The sequence below is a fragment of the Pseudomonas frederiksbergensis genome (assembly GCF_003732705.1).
Taxonomy (GTDB): Bacteria; Pseudomonadota; Gammaproteobacteria; order Pseudomonadales; family Pseudomonadaceae; genus Aquipseudomonas; species Aquipseudomonas frederiksbergensis_F.
The window spans coordinates 57,406-73,599 of sequence record NZ_MOBR01000017.1 but is presented as its reverse complement, the minus strand read 5'-3'; the positions used below and the strand labels follow the sequence as shown (position 1 = coordinate 73,599).

The window sequence follows — 16,194 nt, the reverse complement described above, 5'->3', positions numbered from 1 at the left end:
AAGCTTGCTCGCGATAGCGGTATGCCAGGCAACGACACTGCCGAATGACAGACCGCTATCGCGAGCAAGCTTTGCTCCTACAAAAGATCGTCGGTGGCTCAGGCCGCGCGCTCATCCCCGGGACTGCGCTCAAAGTAGCGCTTATATTCCCGACTGAACTGCGACGTACTCTGATACCCCACCCGATGCGCCACCTGCGCCACGCCCAACCCTTCACCCAGCAACAATTGCTGCGCCTTGAGCAACCGCAAGCGCTTCAAATACTGCACCGGCGACAACAACGTGCTGCGCTTGAAATGCTCATGAAAGGTCGATGCACTCATGTTCGCGCAACTGGCCAGCGTCTCCACATTCAGCGGCTCGGTGAAATGCCCGTGCAGATGATTGAGTGAAGCGGCAATTCGGGCGAACTGCCCCTGCTGTTCCACCAAGGCCCGCAACACATCGGCCTGGGGACCGCGCAATGCCACGAACAACAATTCACGCAAACGCGCCGGCCCCATGATCTGGCATTCCAGCGGATCGTGCAGGCAGCGCAACAGCCGCTCGACACAACCACGCATGTCGTCATCAAGCACCGCCGAGGTCATGGACTCCGGCGTCTGCGCCGCAATACTGCGTCCCGACACCAGCCCCATGGCCAACACCAACTCACCAAGCAACACCCGGTCGATGGCAATGGAAATCCCCAGCATCGGCCCCTCCGGCGCGGCGAAGGTTTCGCACTCGAATGGCACCGGCAGTGCCTGAATCAGATAGTGCCCGGCGCCGTACTCCAGCGTGCGCGGCCCCAGGTACGCCAGTTTGCTGCCCTGGACGATGATGACCAGGCTCGGCTCATAGATCTGCGGCCCCCGGGCCACGTCACGACTGGCGCGCAACACCTGCACGCCCGGCAACGCCGTGGGGGCGAAACCATCGCGGGTGGTCAGCGGTTGAATCAGCGAAACCAGCGTGGCGTTGGCATCCAGATGACGGGTCAACAACATGGGCAACTCTTCACACAAAAGTGACGAAAAAAGGGATGAAAACATCATCGCAGGTCTGGCGAGCAATGCGACCCATCAGGGGTACATGCCGGAGGATTAGGCATGACACCCGGAGGAATCGTCATGGCTGATACCGGTGACGCCCCCCAAAATGGCGCATCTCACCTGTCACTGCTTTTGCGAGGCTCCTCATGTACACCGCTATCGGATACGCCGCCCAGTCGGCCAGCACTCCCCTCGCCCCCGTGAAATTCGAACGTCGCAGCCCTCGGGCCGACGACGTGGCGATCGATATTCTCTACTGCGGCGTCTGCCATTCCGACATCCACCAGGCCCGCAACGAGTGGGGCATTGCCGTTTACCCACTGATGCCGGGCCACGAGATCGTAGGCAAAGTTACCGCCGTCGGTGCGAACGTGACCAAGCACAAAATCGGCGATCTGGTCGGCGTCGGCTGCATGGTCGATTCCTGCCGCAGCTGCGAAGCCTGCCAGGCCAACCTTGAGCAATATTGCCTCGAAGGTCCGACCATGACCTACGCCACCCCGGACCGGGTCGATGGCAGCAACACCATGGGCGGCTACTCCGACAGCATCGTGGTCAGCGAACACTTCGTGGTGCGCATCCCGGAAAAACTCGACCTGGCCAGCGCCGCGCCGATTCTCTGCGCCGGCATCACCACCTACTCGCCGCTCAAGCACTACGGCGTGAAGGCTGGCGACAAGGTCGGGATCCTCGGCATGGGCGGCCTCGGCCACATGGGCATCAAGTTCGCCAAGGCCATGGGCGCGCAAGTGACGTTGTTCACCCGCTCGGCGAGCAAGGCTGAAGAAGCCCGGCGCCAGGGCGCGGACCATGTGATCGTGTCCACCGATGCTGAACAGATGAAGGCCGCCGCCGGCCATTTCGACTTCCTGCTAGACACCATTCCGGTGCAGCACGACCTCAACCCCTACCTCGATACCCTGCGTTTCGATGGCGTGCACATTCTGGTGGGTTTGATCGAACCGGTGGATCCACCAGTCCACGCCGGCAAACTGGTGATGAGCCGCCGCGTACTGGCCGGGTCGCTGATCGGTGGTGTTGCCGAAACCCAGGAAGTGCTGGATTTCTGCGCCGAGCACAACATCACCTGCGACATAGAAATGCTCAACATCCATCAGATCAACGAAGCGTTCACCCGCATGATTGCCGGTGACGTGAAGTACCGCTTTGTGATCGACATGGCGACGCTGAAAGTCTGATCAGACTTTAGCGCCTCAGACTTTCAAACCAAGCTCAGCCGAGAGCCGGGCCGTGACCCCTTTGATCAGGGGAATCAGCTCGGCCATTTTTTCCAGCGGCATGTACGGCACGGTGCTGGCGATGCTGATGCCGGCGACGATGCGCTTGCTCGCATCACGAATCGGCGCCGCTACACAACGGATCGACGGTTCGTTGTCTTCCAGATCGAACGCGTAACCGCCCGCTACATACTCGACCATGCGCTGCTGAAACTGCTCCCAGGACTGCTCCGGGTGCTGCGGCCAGAACTGATTTTTCCCACCGGCCGGCAGGCTGACTTCGTACAGTCGTTTCCAGTCTTCCTGCGAGTCATCGAGCATCAGCGCCTTGCCGATCCCGGTACGCGCCAACGGCATGCGATGGCCAACCCGCGAACGCATTTCCGGGCCATTGCGCCCTGGATTCTTGTGCAGGTACAGCACTTCGTCGCCCTCGCGGATCGCCAAGTGAACGGTATCGCCGGTCAATGCCGACAACTCATCCAGATACGGTCCAGCCAATGTCACCAACGGCAGCTCTTCCCGCGCCTGGAAACCCAGTTCGATCAGCTTCGGCCCCAACAGATAGCCGATTTGCGGCACCACGCGCAGGTAACGCTCGTCCACCAGGCAACTGGCCAGACGATGCGTCGTGCTGCGCGTGGTGCCGATCAGCCGGGCAATTTCCTTGAGATCGCGGGCACCACTGGCCACGGCCTGAACCACACCCAAACCGCGAAGCAGAGTCTGAGTGCCGGTGGGCGCGGCGTCCTTGGCGATTTTTGCGGCGTCTTCCTGCATATCCAGCCTTTACCGTTGAGCGAGTGAACGGGCGACATTATGGTCGCCCGACGGCTGCGACTACAACTCGATACGCTCGACCTTGCCCACCAGCAACACGTAGGAAAGTGCACCGATCAATGCGAGAACCGCGATGTAGGTAATCGCCGGGGCAAACGAATCACCGGTGGCGAGAAAACCGATCACGATAGGCGTAGTAATCGCCGACAGGTTGCCGATGAAATTGAACACCCCGCCGGTCAGCCCGAGCAACCGCGCCGGGGCCAATGTTGACACCAGTGACCAAGTGATCGAGGCCAGCCCGTTACCGAAGAACGCCAACGCGAGGAAAGCAATCACCAGCGGCGTCGACTCGACGAAATTGGCGCCGATAATCGACGTGGAAATCAGCAATCCGCCGATGATCGGCAGCTTACGGGCGAAACCGACGGTGTAGCCGCGACGGATCAAAAAGTCCGAGAAGAACCCGGAGCACAGCACGCCGACGAAAGCCGCGAGAAACGGCAGCGACGCCAGCAAGCCAGACTTGATGAAGTCCATGCCGCGATATTTCACCAGGTACGTCGGGAACCATGTCAGGAAAAACCACAGCGTCGAGTTGAGGCAAAACTGCCCGAGGTAGATGCCCCAGAGCTTGCGTTTGCTCAGTACGATTCCGAGATCGGTCCAGCTAAATTTCGCCTTGGCTTTCGCGGTGTCAGCCTGGATATCCACCAACCCGCCGCCCTCGCGGATCAGGTCGATTTCCGCGTCGTTGGCGCCTTTGAAATCCCGTGGCTCGCGATACACCGCGTACCAGATCACCGCCCAGATAATGCCCACCACACCGGTGCTGACGAACACCATGTGCCAGCCATATTGGTGTTGCAGCCAGGCCAGAACCGGCGTGAGGAACGCCAACCCGACAAACTGCCCGGAGGTGTAGAAACCGATGGCCGTGGCGCGCTCGCGCTCGGGAAACCAGGTGGTGACCACGCGGCTGTTAATCGGATAGGCCGGGGCTTCCAGCGCACCGACCGCCATGCGCAACACGAACAGCGCGATGAAGCTCGCAGCGAAACCGAGCATCACCGTGGCCAGCGACCACAACAGCAGCGCGACGCTGTAGAGAATCCGTGGCGGCACGCGATCCACCAGCCAGCCGCCGGGGATCTGCATGGCGGCGTAGGTCCAGCCGAACGCGGAGAAAATCAGCCCGACGTGGATCGGGTCGATCCCCAGTTCGCTGGTCAGCGCCGGGGCGGCGATCGACAGGTTACTGCGGTCCAGATAGTTGATCACCACGGTGATAAACAGCAGCACCATGATGAAAAAACGCTTGCGACTGGGCGTCACCAACGACGCCTGCCCGGTGAGGGTTTGCGGTTGCATGAGGGATGCCTCTTCTTATGTTTATTGAGGGCGTAAGTTGTGATCGTTCCCACGCTCCGCGTGGGAATGCATCCCGTGACGCTCTGCGTCACAGCGTGAACAGCGGACGCGGAGCGTCCATGGCGGCATTCCCACGCGGAGCGTGGGAACGATCACCGCCTCGCTCCTACAAGGGTGGGTCAAATCACCACTCCGCAAAACTGCCATCGGCATGACGCCAGATCGGGTTGCGCCAGCGGTGGCCGACGGCCGCGCGTTCGATTACGTATTCCTCGTTGATCTCGATGCCCAACCCCGGGCCATTCGGAATCTTGACGAAGCCTTTGTCGTAGTCGAATACCCGTGGATCCTTGACGTAATCCAGCAGGTCATTGCTCTCGTTGTAATGAATGCCCAGGCTCTGTTCCTGGATAAACGCGTTGTAGCAAACCGCGTCCAGTTGCAGGCAAGCGGCCAGGGCAATCGGGCCCAGCGGACAATGCAGCGCCAGCGCCACGTCGTAGGCTTCGGCCATGTTGGCGATCTTGCGGGTTTCGGTAATGCCGCCTGCGTGGGAGGCATCAGGTTGGATGATGTCGACGTAGCCTTCACTGAGCACACGCTTGAAATCCCAGCGCGAGAACAACCGCTCACCGAGGGCAATCGGCGTGCTGGTCAGCGGCGCGAGTTCCTTCAGCGCTTCGTAGTTTTCGCTGAGCACCGGTTCTTCGATGAACATCAGTTTGTACGGATCGAGTTCCTTCATCAGCACCTTGGCCATGGGTTTGTGCACCCGGCCATGGAAGTCGACGCCGATGCCGACGTTCGGGCCGACCGCGTCACGCACGGCGGCGACGTTGGCCAGGGCCAGGTCGACTTTCTCGAAGGAGTCGAGGAATTGCAGCTCTTCGGTGCCGTTCATTTTCACCGCAGTGAAACCACGCTCCACCGCTTCCTTCGCCGCGCGAGCGGTATCGGCCGGGCGGTCGCCGCCGATCCACGAATACACGCGAATCTTGTCCCGCACCTGGCCACCGAGCAAATCGCTGACCGATACACCCAACGCTTTACCCTTGATGTCCCACAAGGCCTGGTCGATGCCGGCCAATGCGCTCATGTGGATCGCGCCACCGCGGTAGAAGCCGCCGCGATAGAGCACGGTCCAGATGTCTTCGATGTTGCGTGGGTCTTTGCCGATCAGGTAGTCGGACAATTCTTCAACGGCGGCGGCGACGGTGTGGGCGCGGCCTTCGACTACGGGCTCGCCCCAACCGGTCACGCCCTCGTCGGTTTCGATCTTGAGAAAGCACCAGCGCGGCGGGACGATGAAGGTAGTGAGTTTGGTGATTTTCATCTTTTTGTCTCTCTTATAGATGTAGCGCGCTCGGCGCCAAAAGTCTTAACGCAGAGCGTTCCATGCAGCGACGTAGGCCTTGGCGTTAACGGCCACGTCCTCAGGCGTCATACCCGGTTTGAATAACCCGGAACCCAAGCCAAATCCTTTGACGCCAGCGTCGATAAATACCTGCATGTTGTCCGGTGTAATCCCGCCCACCGGCGCGAGGATAGTCCCGGCCGGCAACACCGCGAGCCAGGCTTTCACAACAGCGGGCCCCATCTGCTCGGCGGGGAACATCTTCAGCACATCCGCGCCTTCGGCCAATGCGGCAAAGGCTTCGGTCGGCGTCGCCACACCCGGCGACAGGAACAACCCCGCCGCCTTCGCTGCGCGCAAAACCTTGGGATCGCTATGCGGCATGACGATCACCTGACCGCCCGCCGCTTTCACTTGCTCGACCTGTTCCGGTGTCAGCACCGTGCCCGCGCCGATCAGGCAATCGGCGGGCAAGGTACTGCGCAGGATGCGGATACTTTCGTACGGCTCCGGGGAATTAAGCGGCACTTCGATGACGCGAAATCCGGCGGAATACAGGACGTTTCCGATGGCTGCCGCCTCTGTAGGACGCAGGCCGCGCAGGATCGCGATCAGGCCGTTTTGCGCCAGGGCTTGCTTGAGCATGTCAGACCTCCAGTCAGGTTTAACGGGATGGATTTTGTGAGACCAGTCCGGCGGCGACCGCCAGTTGCCACAACCCGCGCTCGGTGGCTTGCTCGGCCAACGTCACATTGGCAAAGCCGCAGGCATCGAGTGCCCGGCTATAGCGGGCGCAGAGTTGGGTATTTCCAATGAGGATGATCGAAGGCAGGTGAACGCTATGGCGCCGGCGCCGCTGAACGTTGGCCAGGGCCGACAGCTCATGGCCGATCAACAGGCCGGACAGATAGTCCGGTTGTGCGGTGGCGCTGAGTTCACCGGTTAATCCGAGACTACGAGCGCTAAACAACGTCGATAACGGCCCGATCTCGCCGTCCGCCGACAACGCCACTTGCACGCCGCGATCAAATGCCTGGCCATCGAACGACGCGCCCTGCTGTTGGGTGCGCCCGAGAATGCTGTGTTCGCTGAGTACGGCGAAGACTTCGCCAGTCATGAAGGTGTCGAAATGAACGATGCAGCCGTCGGCCACCTCCACCCATTTCGAATGACTGCCCGGCAGACCGATCAACAGATCGTTGCCCGCCCCGCCCGGCAGATTCTGCAACACGCCAAGGACTTGGGTTTCTTCGCCGCGCATCACATTCGGCAAGTGCGAACGCTGAATCACACCCGGCACGATGTGCACATCCACACCGCGAAAACTGCGCACGGTTTGTAGGGAAGTTCCGAGATTGGCGACGTTGGCCGGCGTATCCCGGTAGGCCGCTTCGCGCCAGCCTTGGGCGCTGCCGACCATGCCACAGGCAATCACTGGCAAGTCGGGCTGAGCGTCGAGCCAGTCACCGCAGGCCTCGTCAAAGGCCAGTTCGAAACCGTCGGTGCATTCCTGGCCGTTGATAATTCTGGGCGTGCGCGGCAGCTGCATGATCCCGGACGACAGCGAACGCTGTTCCAGCACCTGGCCACCCGCGGCGAGTTTGTAAGCACGTAATGAGGTTGTCCCCCAATCGAGCGCGATCAATTGCGCCAGCATCGCTTCACCTGTTTTGTTTATTGGCAGTGAGTGAGCTGGACTATAAACCCGGACGCAGATAAATCTCAATATATAAATATCACTCCCATATTATGGGATTTATAGCAGCAGCAAAAAATGCCCGGCAGCGTTCGATGCCACCTGCCTCATCGGGGCCGGCGGCGCAGATTTCGCCATTCAATCAGGGGTTATGTGCAATGAAGAGCGGCCTCGATGAGATCAAGGCCGGAGCGCTTTCTTGTGGCAGATGCGCGCGTTTACTGTTTCGTCGCCGCTTTTATCAACTCACTCGTCGGGACGCGCATCACCTTTGAGAAGTAGGTCTTGTAGGTAGTTGTCTGGACCCTAAAGACACATGAAATAAAATCCCGTTGTTTCAACAGCGGAACCAGGGTTTCACCGTCCAGATAATTTTCCCCGCCCTTGCCAGTTTCCGATTCACTGAAAATGACATTTGCGCGATACCGCAACGGCAGATCGCCCGCCACGGGTTCTACCAGACCAAAACCGGAACGTTTTATGTGATGGGCTTCGCTAAAGTCCAGGTCATCTTCCAACGCACAGACAAGTCCCTGACCAATCCTGGACTTGAACAACTGCAGAACATCGACGTCAGCGCTGAAATAAATCTGATAGAGCCCGGTATTACGAAGCTCCTCCACACTCGAATAGTCGAGCGTTGCCTCTGGTTTTCCGTGATTTAACGAGCATCCGGCACTCATCAATATAAATAGACATAGAAGAACCTTGCGCACCCGGACTCACTCCCTGAAATAACTCAAAATGGATTCATAAAATATTTGTCGAGCCGATTTGCCGCCGGGCAGTATTTGCAAAAACATTCTGTCGGCATCCGCATGATTGACGTCTACGCGCCCCATTACATTAGGGCCTTGCGTCACTTCCCACTGTTCACCAAAGTCGGCAACCAGGTCCGACACGTTCCTATCGACGGCGGCAGCCCGGATATTCAACCAGTATTCAGCCTTGGGTTTAGGCTCGCGCCGATAGATATTGGAAATGCCGTAGACAATCTTGCCTTCGCCGACCGGGTCCAGCGTCATTAACATTCTTACTTTAAAGCCTTTATCCGTCAGCACACTGGACAGGTGAGCACCGTTCCAGCCTCCGAGGCTGTGGCCCACAATGTAAACCGCAGTGGAACAATTAGGGATCCGACTCAGTACGTTCTTTTCGAGATCTTCATCACTGATAAACGCGTTATAACTGAGCGGCCAGGACGGGCAGCGCTTCAATATATTCAACTGCGTTGCATCGTCTATGGTGATCTTGCGGACATAGTCAATATTATTATTCGGCCCTTGCCCGTAGTAACTTTCCTGATCGCCCGCACCGCCAATAAAGAATATGACCAAATCGCGCAAGGCCACAGGAACCGACTTGACGGATTGGTCGGTCTTGCACGTTAACGTGTGGGTTTTGACTTCTCTTTTTGGCGGTTCTTCCTTCAACGCCGGCGCTGCATCTGCCATCCCGATCACTCCACAAACAATTTAATGGTTTCAGCCAGATGCGAACTGACGGTGTGGGTAAAACCGGACGCATCCGTCACCCCGTGCTCTTCGCTGCCGTCGCCACGTTGAATGGTGTAGGGGTGATCGGGGATCGGTTTGCCGGTCGCCTCATCGACCACCTGCAACTTGTCGGTGAAATGCACGGGCATCGGCAGCAGACCGCTAAAAGGTGCCCCTCCCCCGCTTTGGCCAATGATCACCGTTCCGGAGCCGCCGATCACCACGTTGCCGTGACCACCGATGCTGTCCAGGGTGGCGGCGTTGAGACCGTTGATGAAGACCGTGCCGGACACCGCACCGGTAATCGGACTGCCGCAGGCGGATTTATCGGTCATCCGGGCAGCCGCGAGGCCGTCGAAAAAGACGTCTGGGGAACCTGAGGCAATCGGGTTGGTGCCATGGCCTGGCAAAGGGCACGCGGTAGGATCGGTTACGCGCGCGGCGGGTTTTCCACTCAAGTCAAAGCTCCTTGCTGTTGAGTTTTAAGGTGATGGCAAGGGCTGGCCATACCTCAGAATTGCCAAAGGGGTTTGACGGACCGTGGCAATCGTCGAAAAAATTTGAGGGATGACAGGGTGCAAGACATTGCGAGTGTCATCCGTGAGCGTGCAATGGCCGACAGGATGCAGAACCAGCGTGCCGTCGGCAACTGATTTAACATCCACGGGACACCGCGATTACCGGCCTTCGGCAAATTCGCGAAGCACCGCCCCATCCATCCGATACCTCACCCACTCTTCCTGCGGCTGCGCACCGAGGGATTTGTAAAACTCAATGGCCGGTTTGTTCCAATCCAGCACGCTCCATTCGAAACGCCCGCAGTCGTTGGCGCAGGCGATTTTCGCCAGGTGGCGCAGCAAGGTTTTGCCGGCGCCGCCACCGCGTTGCTCAGGGGTGATGTAGAGGTCTTCGAGGTACAGGCAATTGCTCCCCAGCCACGTGGAATAACTGAAGAAGAACACCGCGAAACCAATCGGCAAACCGTCCCGCAAGCAGATCAGGCCATGGGCGGTAGCGCCTTCGCTGAACAGGCTGCGCTCGATGTCGGCGACGCTGGCGATGACTTCGTGGCGGGCACGTTCGTAATCGGCCAACTCAGTGATGAACGCGAGAATTTGCGGTGCATCGCTGGGGGTCGCCGGGCGGATGTCGATCGTCATGGACGTGCCTTGTCAAAGTTGAAAACGCCATACTAAGGCGGCAATCGGCGCTCGTCACATGGCAAAGCAAAAAGTACGCGACCGACAGCCTGGAAGGCCCCTGTGGGAGCGGGCTTGCTCGCGAAAGCCGACTTCCGGCCACATCAGCTTTGAATGTGAAACCGCTTTCGCGAGCAAGCCCGCTTCCACAATGTTTGCCGTGCAACCGTCCGTCGTTCATCAGGCACCAATCCAAATCGGGGGCGGACCAACATCAGGTAAGGACTCTAATAATCTGGAGACGACACCATGATCATGTCCCGGCTGACCGCTCTCGTGCTCGCTGCCCTGCTGTCCTCTACGGCTTTCGCCGCCACGTCGGCGACCGACACCGGCCCGACCGACCCGGTTGAAAAACCCAAGGCCCCCGCCATCCAGAGTGCGCCGGGCATGAACACCGACGGCTCGGGCGTCGAAAACAGCCTGCCACCGTCAACGGGCACCGATCCGCGGATCAAAGGCAGCGACACCGGTCGTCAGGGCGGTACGGGCATGCCGGACAGCCAGACACCCGATAACGCCGGCAGCGGCACGAGCTCAAAAACCACCACCGGTGGTTCGGGTTCCGAAGGTGCCGGCCAATAGTTCGCCGACGCGAGCGACGCAACACCCTATCCACATCCATGAAAGAGGTAACCATGAACGTCGATAAAAACCTGGAAAAAGAAGTCCTGACCCGTCTGTTGCACGCCCACCCAAGCGGTTTGGGCAAGGAGGTTCTGGACAATTACCGGGGGGAGAAAGTCGTGGCCAGTACCCTCGCCACCTTGCAGGATCGCGGATTGATCCACCATGGTCATGTCACCTGTAACGAGGCGGGCGAGCATTCGCTGAACCTGCCGATCAAGCTCAGTGCTGCCGGGGTTGAGGCGGCGCGTAAGTTGGACGTTTAACCGCAGCAAGATCAAAAGATCGCAGCCTTCGGCAGCTCCTGCGGGACTGTGAATCGCTGCGATCTTCAAAAAAATTCGTGAAGCCAGGAGAAATCCCATGCCTCGTGGAAGCAAAGACAAATACACCGCCGAGCAAAAGCGCAAGGCCGAGCACATTGAAGACAGCTACGAACACAAAGGTGTTTCGAAGGAAGAAGCCGAAGCCCGGGCCTGGGCGACGGTGAATAAACAATCGGGCGGCGGCGAACGGGCCGGCGGCTCCGGACGCAAGAAACCGGCGAGCGCCAAGTCTGAAGATCGCCAGGATTCATCCCGCCGGGCGGTGGCCAGCCGTGAAGGTCATGCGCGTAACAACAAGGCTTCGCGCGATACCCAGACCGTGGACAGTTTGATGAGAGAAGCCCGGGCGAAGAACATTCCGGGGCGGTCGGGGATGCGTAAGCAGGAGCTGATTGAGGCGTTGCGCAAGGCCGGCTAATAGTCAGGATGTGTGCTGACGGTGGTGCCCTCATCGCGAGCAAGCTCGCTCCCACATTGGATCTGTGAACGACGCAAATCCCCTGTGGGAGCGAGCTTGCTCGCGATGGCGATAAGTCAGTCGCCGAAGGTCTTGCGGATCAACGCATCCACTTCAGCACTCCCCGGCGAAGTCGCCGGCCCCCACCGCGTCACAGCCAACGCAGCCGCCGCATTCGCCCGCCGCGCTGCCTCAACCGCCGACAACCCTTGCGCCAACCCGGCCACAAACACCCCGGCATGAGCATCCCCGGCGCCGTTGCTGTCCACCGCATCGACCTTGAAACCCGGCACATGCTGACAGTCACCGCGCTGGCGAATCCAGCAGCCTTGCGGCCCATCGCGAACCACCATCAACACATCGGCCGGCAGATGATCGACCAATCGATCCAACGCCTCGGCAATGTCCGAGGCCCCGGTAAACCGCAGCGCCTCGACACCGTTGCTGGTCCACAGATCAATGCGCGCCAGCAGCGCGTTCATCAGCGGCTCATCGGGCGAATCCACCAAGGGACCCGGATCGAAAATCACGTTGATCCCTTTCGGCAACGCCAGCACCCAATCCACCAGCGCTTGCGCCTTGCCGGCGTGCAACAGGCTGTAGCCGCTGACGTAAACATAGTCACCCGCCTGCGCCGGCACACTCGCCAAGTCTTCAACCGTCACTTCGCCTTCAGCGCCGATGTAGGAAATGAAACTGCGTTCGGCCGAGGCGTCGGTCACTGCGACGCACAACCCGGTGTCGTGCTCGGCTTTGTGGGCGATGCCGATCTGAATGCCTTCGGTCTTCATCGCCTCCCGGGCCAGGTCGCCGAAACGGCCGGTGCCATGGCGGCCGAGATAGACCACCGGCAAGCCATTTCGCTGGGCGGCAGCCATCACGTTGAAGCCGCCGCCGGCTTCGAAACTGGCGGATTGCGCCAATACGTCGCCGCCCGCCTGGGGCAATTTATCCACGGCCATGACCAGGTCGATGATGACCTGGCCGGTATGCAACATCTTAGGCATGAGCATTCTCGATCAACCCGGCGCGACGATCCTTGGCCCCGCCGAGTACACAGTAAATCCCGCCGGCCACCAGGAAGGTCACGATCCAGCCGAGGCCGTTATGCCCCAGCCACGAGTCGGACAGGAAGCCGCGGAACCAGATGTTTTCAGCGGTGGTGCCGATGGTGGTGAAGCTGAAGCCCAGCACAATCGCCAGCGCCCAGGCACCAAAGGCTCGCCATTCGATACCACCGTGATACCAATAGGCGCTGCTCGGGCTGACGTCCAGCAGGTCTTTGGGGCTGTAGTAATGACGGTGAATCAGATCAACCACGAAGATCCCGACCCACGCGGTGATTGGCACCGCCAACAGGGAAATGAAGGTGATGAACGGGCCGTAGAAGCTGTCGGCGATCAGCATGAAGTAGATCGAACCGGCGAAGATCGCGACGATGTCCACCACCACCGCGTAGACGCGCGGGACCTTGAGGCCAAGGGTCAGGGTGGTCAAACCGGCGGAGTACACCGACAGGTTATTCGACAGCAGCAGCCCGCCGAACGCGGTGATCAGGTATGGCACGGCCATCCAGGTCGGCAGCATGTCGCGGATCGCGATGATCGGGTCAGTCGCTTGCGCCAGGTCGTTGTTGCCCACCGACAGCAGGCCGCCGAGGGTGATCAGCAACACCAGCGGAATCCCCGCACCGAATGCCGCCGAGGCCACCAGGCGCACGGCTTTCACGCTTTTGTGCTGGTAGCGCGACATATCGGCACCAGCGTTGGCCCAACCGATCCCGGTGCCGGCAGCCATGGTGCCGACGCCGATGATCATCGCACTCAGCGGTGCCGGGGTGGCATTGAATACCGCGCTCCAGTCGATGGTGGCGCAGAGGAAGCCGCCGACCAGGATGTTCAGCGCGCCGAACACGTAAGTCGCCCACTTCTGGATCACCAGCAAGGTCGCATGACCGAGGCCGGATACCGACAGGGTCAGCAAAACGAAAATCGCAATGAAGATCAGGGTCAACACCGGTGCGCTTTTGGCTTCCACCGGCGAGCCGAACAGGATCGAGCACAACGACAGCAACACGAACGCAGCGGTGGTGGTGTTGACGGTTTCCCAGCCCAGGCGCGACATCAGCGAAACCACGGTCGGGCCGATGTTGCCGCGTACGCCGAAGATCGCTCGGGACAGGGTCAGGCTCGGTGCGCGACCACGACGGCCGGCAATGGAAATGATCCCGACCACCGCGAACGAGCCGGCAGCGCCGAGGATCGCGACGATGATTGCCTGCCAGATCGCCAAGCCGCGAAACGCGACCAGTGTGGCGCCCAACGGCAAGCCGAGGATGGAGATGTTGGCGGCGAACCAGACCCAGAACAGTTGCAGGGGATGACCGTTGCACTCGCTTTCCGGGACCGGTTCGATGCCACGGGTTTCCAGTTGCCCGGCGCTTGGCCCGGCGTTCGATGAACTCATGATGGATGCTCCTGTTGCCATTGTTTTGGTTGTGGGCAGTTTCGGAAGTCGACATAACATCCCGGCAGTCCTGGCCAGATTTGTGCGTTCCGTTGCGGGTGAAAATTCTGATATAGGCGGCGCGCCTATCGCGAGCAAGCTCGCTCCCACAGGTACAGCGTGTACCTGAAGATTTGCACTATCCCTTGTGGGAGCGAGCTTGCTCGCGATGGGGCCCGTCCAGTCAACGCAGCGCCAAAAGGCCTTGCACCAACGGTCCCAGCTCCAGACCATTCACGGTTTTGACCTTGTCGATCATCGCCGCCGGCCAGCTCTCCATGCCCAGGCAAGCGCCGAGCATCGCGCCGAGAATCGCCGCGATGGTGTCGGTATCGCCGCCCAGGCTTGCGGCCATGCACACGGCGTCGAAGGCGTTCATCTCACCGATGGCCACTTGCTGGGCCAGGGCAAACGACACCACCACCGATTCCTGCGAGGCCACAGAGGTGCCGATCACGTCGTAGAGCAAATCGGCGAGCAAGGCCTTGTCGCTGTCTATGCTGATGGTCCGCGCCCAACTGATTCGCGAGGCGATGCGTCCGCCGGCGACCCAGTGACCGTGGCTCTCAGCCTGCTGGGCAATCTGCATGCCCAGGTTCAAAGCCTCACCGAGGTCCATGCCGTTAATCCCAGCCGAAACCACCGCCGCCACCGCCGCCGCGCTGGAGATCCCCAGCGTGGTGTTGTGGGTAACCTGGCAAGCCTGGACCACGGCGTTGATAAAGCGCTGCGGATCCGCGACATCCGCCGCGATCCCCACCGGTGTAATGCGCATCGCCGCGCCGTTGGTGGTGCCGTAGCGCCCCGCCTCTTCCGGCGAATGCCCGGCGAGGATCATCTCGATCGCACGTTTGGTCGAAGGCCCGAGCAAATCCTGCGAGCCCTTGGCCTGCATTTCGGCTTCCCATTCGATCAGCCGTTGGGCGAGCACGGCCGGGTCGATCCAGCCTTCGCCTTCAATCAACAATTGGCCGACCAGGATCGCCTGTTCGGTGTCGTCGGTGATCGAACCTTTGGGCATGTTGGCGGCAATCGGTTGATCGGGGCCGGCATCTTCCAGGTCGGTGATTTCGCCGAAGCGCGCCTTGATCTCGGCACGGCTCAGGGATTGGGTCGGCATGCCCAGGGCATCGCCCAGAGCCAAACCATAGAACGCGCCCAAGGCACGATTGAGCGCGGTCACTTTGACTCTCCAAATTGCAGGTGCAGACGGAAATGGACGGGGTCGAGCAAGCTTTCGACCTGTTCCATGAACCGGCCCTGACGGTCGTACGTGGTGCGCAGGGCCTTGAGGAATACCGTGCCGGTGGGACGACCGAGCAGTTCAGCGTCTTCGGCGTTCAGCGGTTCGGCGCCAATCCACTGATCACCGCGTTCGCCGATGTAACCGTAGGCGGCTAGGGTGATGGTCAGCGAGTTATCGATCAGGCCCACTCGCGGCAGACTTTCCAGGGTGCCAGTGGCGGGAATCAATGAACGTTCCAGGGATACCAGCGTGCCGTCATTCGCGCGGCGGCGACGGTCGAGGGTAATGAACTTGTCGGTGCCGAACCGCGACAGCAGGTCAGGCCGACTGACCGCCTCCAGCCGCAGCACTTCGGTGTTGATCAGCGCCCCGCTGTCCGCCAGGGCCTGGGCCCAACCGCTGTGCTGATCGAGCACCACACCGTCGAAGGTGACGATAGAGCCGACTCCGCTTTGCGTGGCGATGTAGTTGCGCCTCTTCAGTTCGGCCAGGGCTTCACGCAGCGTGCCGCGGCTGACCTTGAATTCTTGAGCCAATTGATGCTCGCCCGGCAACAGAAAGCCGTCCTCCATGAGGCCGCTTTCGATGCGCCGGATGAGCTCATCGACCACCCGTTGTTTCTTGTCAAATCGAACCTGTCTAATCATGTACAAAGCGATAACCGAAACAGGGTCGGACGGGCAAGGCATTTTTTCAGGGAGGTGACAGGTGGACTGATCGTTCCCACGCTCTGCGTGGGAATGCAGCCCGGGACGCTCTGCGTCCCAAAAGCGGACGCGGAGCGTCCATTGAGGCATTCCCACGCAGAGCGTGGGAACGATCAAACAGAAGAAATCGTGTCGAACTCAGGTTTTGAAAAGCTTGG

General features: G+C 60.1%; 18 protein-coding genes. 4 read left to right on the top strand and 14 right to left on the bottom strand.

All coding sequences use genetic code 11. The annotated features are described in order from the left end of the window. Positions 1 to 98: 98 nt before the first annotated feature. Entirely contained in the window at positions 99 to 989 is an 891-nt protein-coding gene (locus BK667_RS18745; RefSeq protein ID WP_123510075.1) for an AraC family transcriptional regulator, read from the bottom strand. Positions 990 to 1,180: 191 nt separating this feature from the next. On the opposite strand from BK667_RS18745, the gene BK667_RS18740 reads away from it, so the two are divergent. Then, entirely contained in the window at positions 1,181 to 2,233 is a 1,053-nt protein-coding gene (locus BK667_RS18740; protein ID WP_123598521.1) for an NAD(P)-dependent alcohol dehydrogenase, read from the top strand. A 15-nt stretch (positions 2,234 to 2,248) separates the two neighbouring features. Here BK667_RS18740 and BK667_RS18735 read toward each other — a convergent pair whose 3' ends face one another. From BK667_RS18735 to BK667_RS18690, 9 genes are all read right to left on the bottom strand, one after another. Then, positions 2,249 to 3,052, bottom strand: a complete 804-nt coding sequence (locus BK667_RS18735) for an IclR family transcriptional regulator (RefSeq protein WP_123598520.1) — start codon at positions 3,050 to 3,052, stop codon at positions 2,249 to 2,251. Positions 3,053 to 3,112: 60 nt separating this feature from the next. Next, positions 3,113 to 4,423 carry an MFS transporter gene (locus BK667_RS18730; protein ID WP_123598519.1) on the bottom strand — a complete coding sequence of 437 codons (1,311 nt, stop codon included), beginning with the start codon at positions 4,421 to 4,423 and terminating at the stop codon, positions 3,113 to 3,115. A gap of 184 nt (positions 4,424 to 4,607) precedes the next feature. Next, on the bottom strand, positions 4,608 to 5,756 hold the full coding sequence (gene dgoD / locus BK667_RS18720; RefSeq protein WP_090186690.1) for a galactonate dehydratase: 1,149 nt from the start codon (positions 5,754 to 5,756) through the stop codon (positions 4,608 to 4,610). Positions 5,757 to 5,801: 45 nt separating this feature from the next. Continuing rightward, positions 5,802 to 6,422: a 2-dehydro-3-deoxy-6-phosphogalactonate aldolase gene (locus tag BK667_RS18715; protein ID WP_123510070.1), complete on the bottom strand. Its 621-nt coding sequence runs from the start codon at positions 6,420 to 6,422 to the stop codon at positions 5,802 to 5,804. A 19-nt stretch (positions 6,423 to 6,441) separates the two neighbouring features. After that, positions 6,442 to 7,434 carry a 2-dehydro-3-deoxygalactonokinase gene (locus BK667_RS18710; RefSeq protein ID WP_123598518.1) on the bottom strand — a complete coding sequence of 331 codons (993 nt, stop codon included), beginning with the start codon at positions 7,432 to 7,434 and terminating at the stop codon, positions 6,442 to 6,444. Between the two features lie 257 nt (positions 7,435 to 7,691). Further along, positions 7,692 to 8,189, bottom strand: coding sequence for a hypothetical protein (locus tag BK667_RS33300; protein WP_259698107.1), 498 nt, complete (start codon positions 8,187 to 8,189; stop codon positions 7,692 to 7,694). A 6-nt stretch (positions 8,190 to 8,195) separates the two neighbouring features. Then, the gene (locus BK667_RS18700) at positions 8,196 to 8,927 is read right to left on the bottom strand and encodes an alpha/beta hydrolase (protein ID WP_123598517.1); all 732 of its coding nucleotides are present in this window, start codon (positions 8,925 to 8,927) and stop codon (positions 8,196 to 8,198) included. Positions 8,928 to 8,932: 5 nt separating this feature from the next. Then, positions 8,933 to 9,427, bottom strand: a complete 495-nt coding sequence (locus tag BK667_RS18695) for a PAAR domain-containing protein (RefSeq protein ID WP_123510067.1) — start codon at positions 9,425 to 9,427, stop codon at positions 8,933 to 8,935. Between the two features lie 219 nt (positions 9,428 to 9,646). Next, positions 9,647 to 10,129 (bottom strand): GNAT family N-acetyltransferase, encoded by a 483-nt coding sequence (locus BK667_RS18690; RefSeq protein ID WP_054051821.1) that lies wholly within the window; start codon positions 10,127 to 10,129, stop codon positions 9,647 to 9,649. A 288-nt stretch (positions 10,130 to 10,417) separates the two neighbouring features. Here BK667_RS18690 and BK667_RS18685 point away from each other — a divergent pair, with 288 nt between their 5' ends. From BK667_RS18685 to BK667_RS18675, 3 genes are all read left to right on the top strand, one after another. Beyond that, positions 10,418 to 10,753, top strand: a complete 336-nt coding sequence (locus tag BK667_RS18685; RefSeq protein WP_123598516.1) for a hypothetical protein — start codon at positions 10,418 to 10,420, stop codon at positions 10,751 to 10,753. 53 nt (positions 10,754 to 10,806) lie between these two features. Then, on the top strand, positions 10,807 to 11,061 hold the full coding sequence (locus tag BK667_RS18680; RefSeq protein ID WP_123510065.1) for a hypothetical protein: 255 nt from the start codon (positions 10,807 to 10,809) through the stop codon (positions 11,059 to 11,061). A gap of 97 nt (positions 11,062 to 11,158) precedes the next feature. Beyond that, on the top strand, positions 11,159 to 11,539 hold the full coding sequence (locus tag BK667_RS18675) for a Rho termination factor N-terminal domain-containing protein (RefSeq protein ID WP_123598515.1): 381 nt from the start codon (positions 11,159 to 11,161) through the stop codon (positions 11,537 to 11,539). 116 nt (positions 11,540 to 11,655) lie between these two features. Here the strand turns inward: BK667_RS18675 and BK667_RS18670 are convergent, their stop codons facing one another. From BK667_RS18670 to BK667_RS18655, 4 genes are all read right to left on the bottom strand, one after another. Beyond that, a complete protein-coding gene (locus tag BK667_RS18670) occupies positions 11,656 to 12,585 on the bottom strand; it encodes a PfkB family carbohydrate kinase (RefSeq protein WP_123598638.1) in 930 nt (309 codons plus the stop codon). After that, on the bottom strand, positions 12,578 to 14,044 hold the full coding sequence (locus BK667_RS18665) for a purine-cytosine permease family protein (RefSeq protein ID WP_123598514.1): 1,467 nt from the start codon (positions 14,042 to 14,044) through the stop codon (positions 12,578 to 12,580). Before BK667_RS18665 ends, BK667_RS18670 begins: the two co-directional genes overlap by 8 nt. A gap of 223 nt (positions 14,045 to 14,267) precedes the next feature. Continuing rightward, the gene (locus tag BK667_RS18660) at positions 14,268 to 15,266 is read right to left on the bottom strand and encodes an ADP-ribosylglycohydrolase family protein (protein ID WP_123598513.1); all 999 of its coding nucleotides are present in this window, start codon (positions 15,264 to 15,266) and stop codon (positions 14,268 to 14,270) included. Beyond that, positions 15,263 to 15,976: a GntR family transcriptional regulator gene (locus tag BK667_RS18655; RefSeq protein WP_123598512.1), complete on the bottom strand. Its 714-nt coding sequence runs from the start codon at positions 15,974 to 15,976 to the stop codon at positions 15,263 to 15,265. The genes BK667_RS18660 and BK667_RS18655 overlap by 4 nt, the downstream gene beginning before the upstream one ends. Positions 15,977 to 16,194: the final 218 nt, after the last annotated feature.

Excerpts from the sequence above, each read along its gene's own strand:
- BK667_RS18690 (WP_054051821.1), bottom strand. The coding sequence starts at position 10,129 with ATGACGATCGACATCCGCCCGGCGACCCCCAGCGATGCACCGCAAATT.
- BK667_RS18745 (WP_123510075.1), bottom strand. The coding sequence starts at position 989 with ATGTTGTTGACCCGTCATCTGGATGCCAACGCCACGCTGGTTTCGCTG.
- dgoD (WP_090186690.1), bottom strand. The coding sequence starts at position 5,756 with ATGAAAATCACCAAACTCACTACCTTCATCGTCCCGCCGCGCTGGTGC.
- BK667_RS18710 (WP_123598518.1), bottom strand. The coding sequence starts at position 7,434 with ATGCTGGCGCAATTGATCGCGCTCGATTGGGGGACAACCTCATTACGT.
- BK667_RS18680 (WP_123510065.1), top strand. The coding sequence starts at position 10,807 with ATGAACGTCGATAAAAACCTGGAAAAAGAAGTCCTGACCCGTCTGTTG.
- BK667_RS18715 (WP_123510070.1), bottom strand. The coding sequence starts at position 6,422 with ATGCTCAAGCAAGCCCTGGCGCAAAACGGCCTGATCGCGATCCTGCGC.
- BK667_RS18685 (WP_123598516.1), top strand. The coding sequence starts at position 10,418 with ATGATCATGTCCCGGCTGACCGCTCTCGTGCTCGCTGCCCTGCTGTCC.
- BK667_RS18655 (WP_123598512.1), bottom strand. The coding sequence starts at position 15,976 with ATGATTAGACAGGTTCGATTTGACAAGAAACAACGGGTGGTCGATGAG.
- BK667_RS18665 (WP_123598514.1), bottom strand. The coding sequence starts at position 14,044 with ATGAGTTCATCGAACGCCGGGCCAAGCGCCGGGCAACTGGAAACCCGT.
- BK667_RS18670 (WP_123598638.1), bottom strand. The coding sequence starts at position 12,585 with ATGCCTAAGATGTTGCATACCGGCCAGGTCATCATCGACCTGGTCATG.
- BK667_RS18675 (WP_123598515.1), top strand. The coding sequence starts at position 11,159 with ATGCCTCGTGGAAGCAAAGACAAATACACCGCCGAGCAAAAGCGCAAG.
- BK667_RS18735 (WP_123598520.1), bottom strand. The coding sequence starts at position 3,052 with ATGCAGGAAGACGCCGCAAAAATCGCCAAGGACGCCGCGCCCACCGGC.
- BK667_RS18700 (WP_123598517.1), bottom strand. The coding sequence starts at position 8,927 with ATGGCAGATGCAGCGCCGGCGTTGAAGGAAGAACCGCCAAAAAGAGAA.
- BK667_RS18740 (WP_123598521.1), top strand. The coding sequence starts at position 1,181 with ATGTACACCGCTATCGGATACGCCGCCCAGTCGGCCAGCACTCCCCTC.
- BK667_RS18730 (WP_123598519.1), bottom strand. The coding sequence starts at position 4,423 with ATGCAACCGCAAACCCTCACCGGGCAGGCGTCGTTGGTGACGCCCAGT.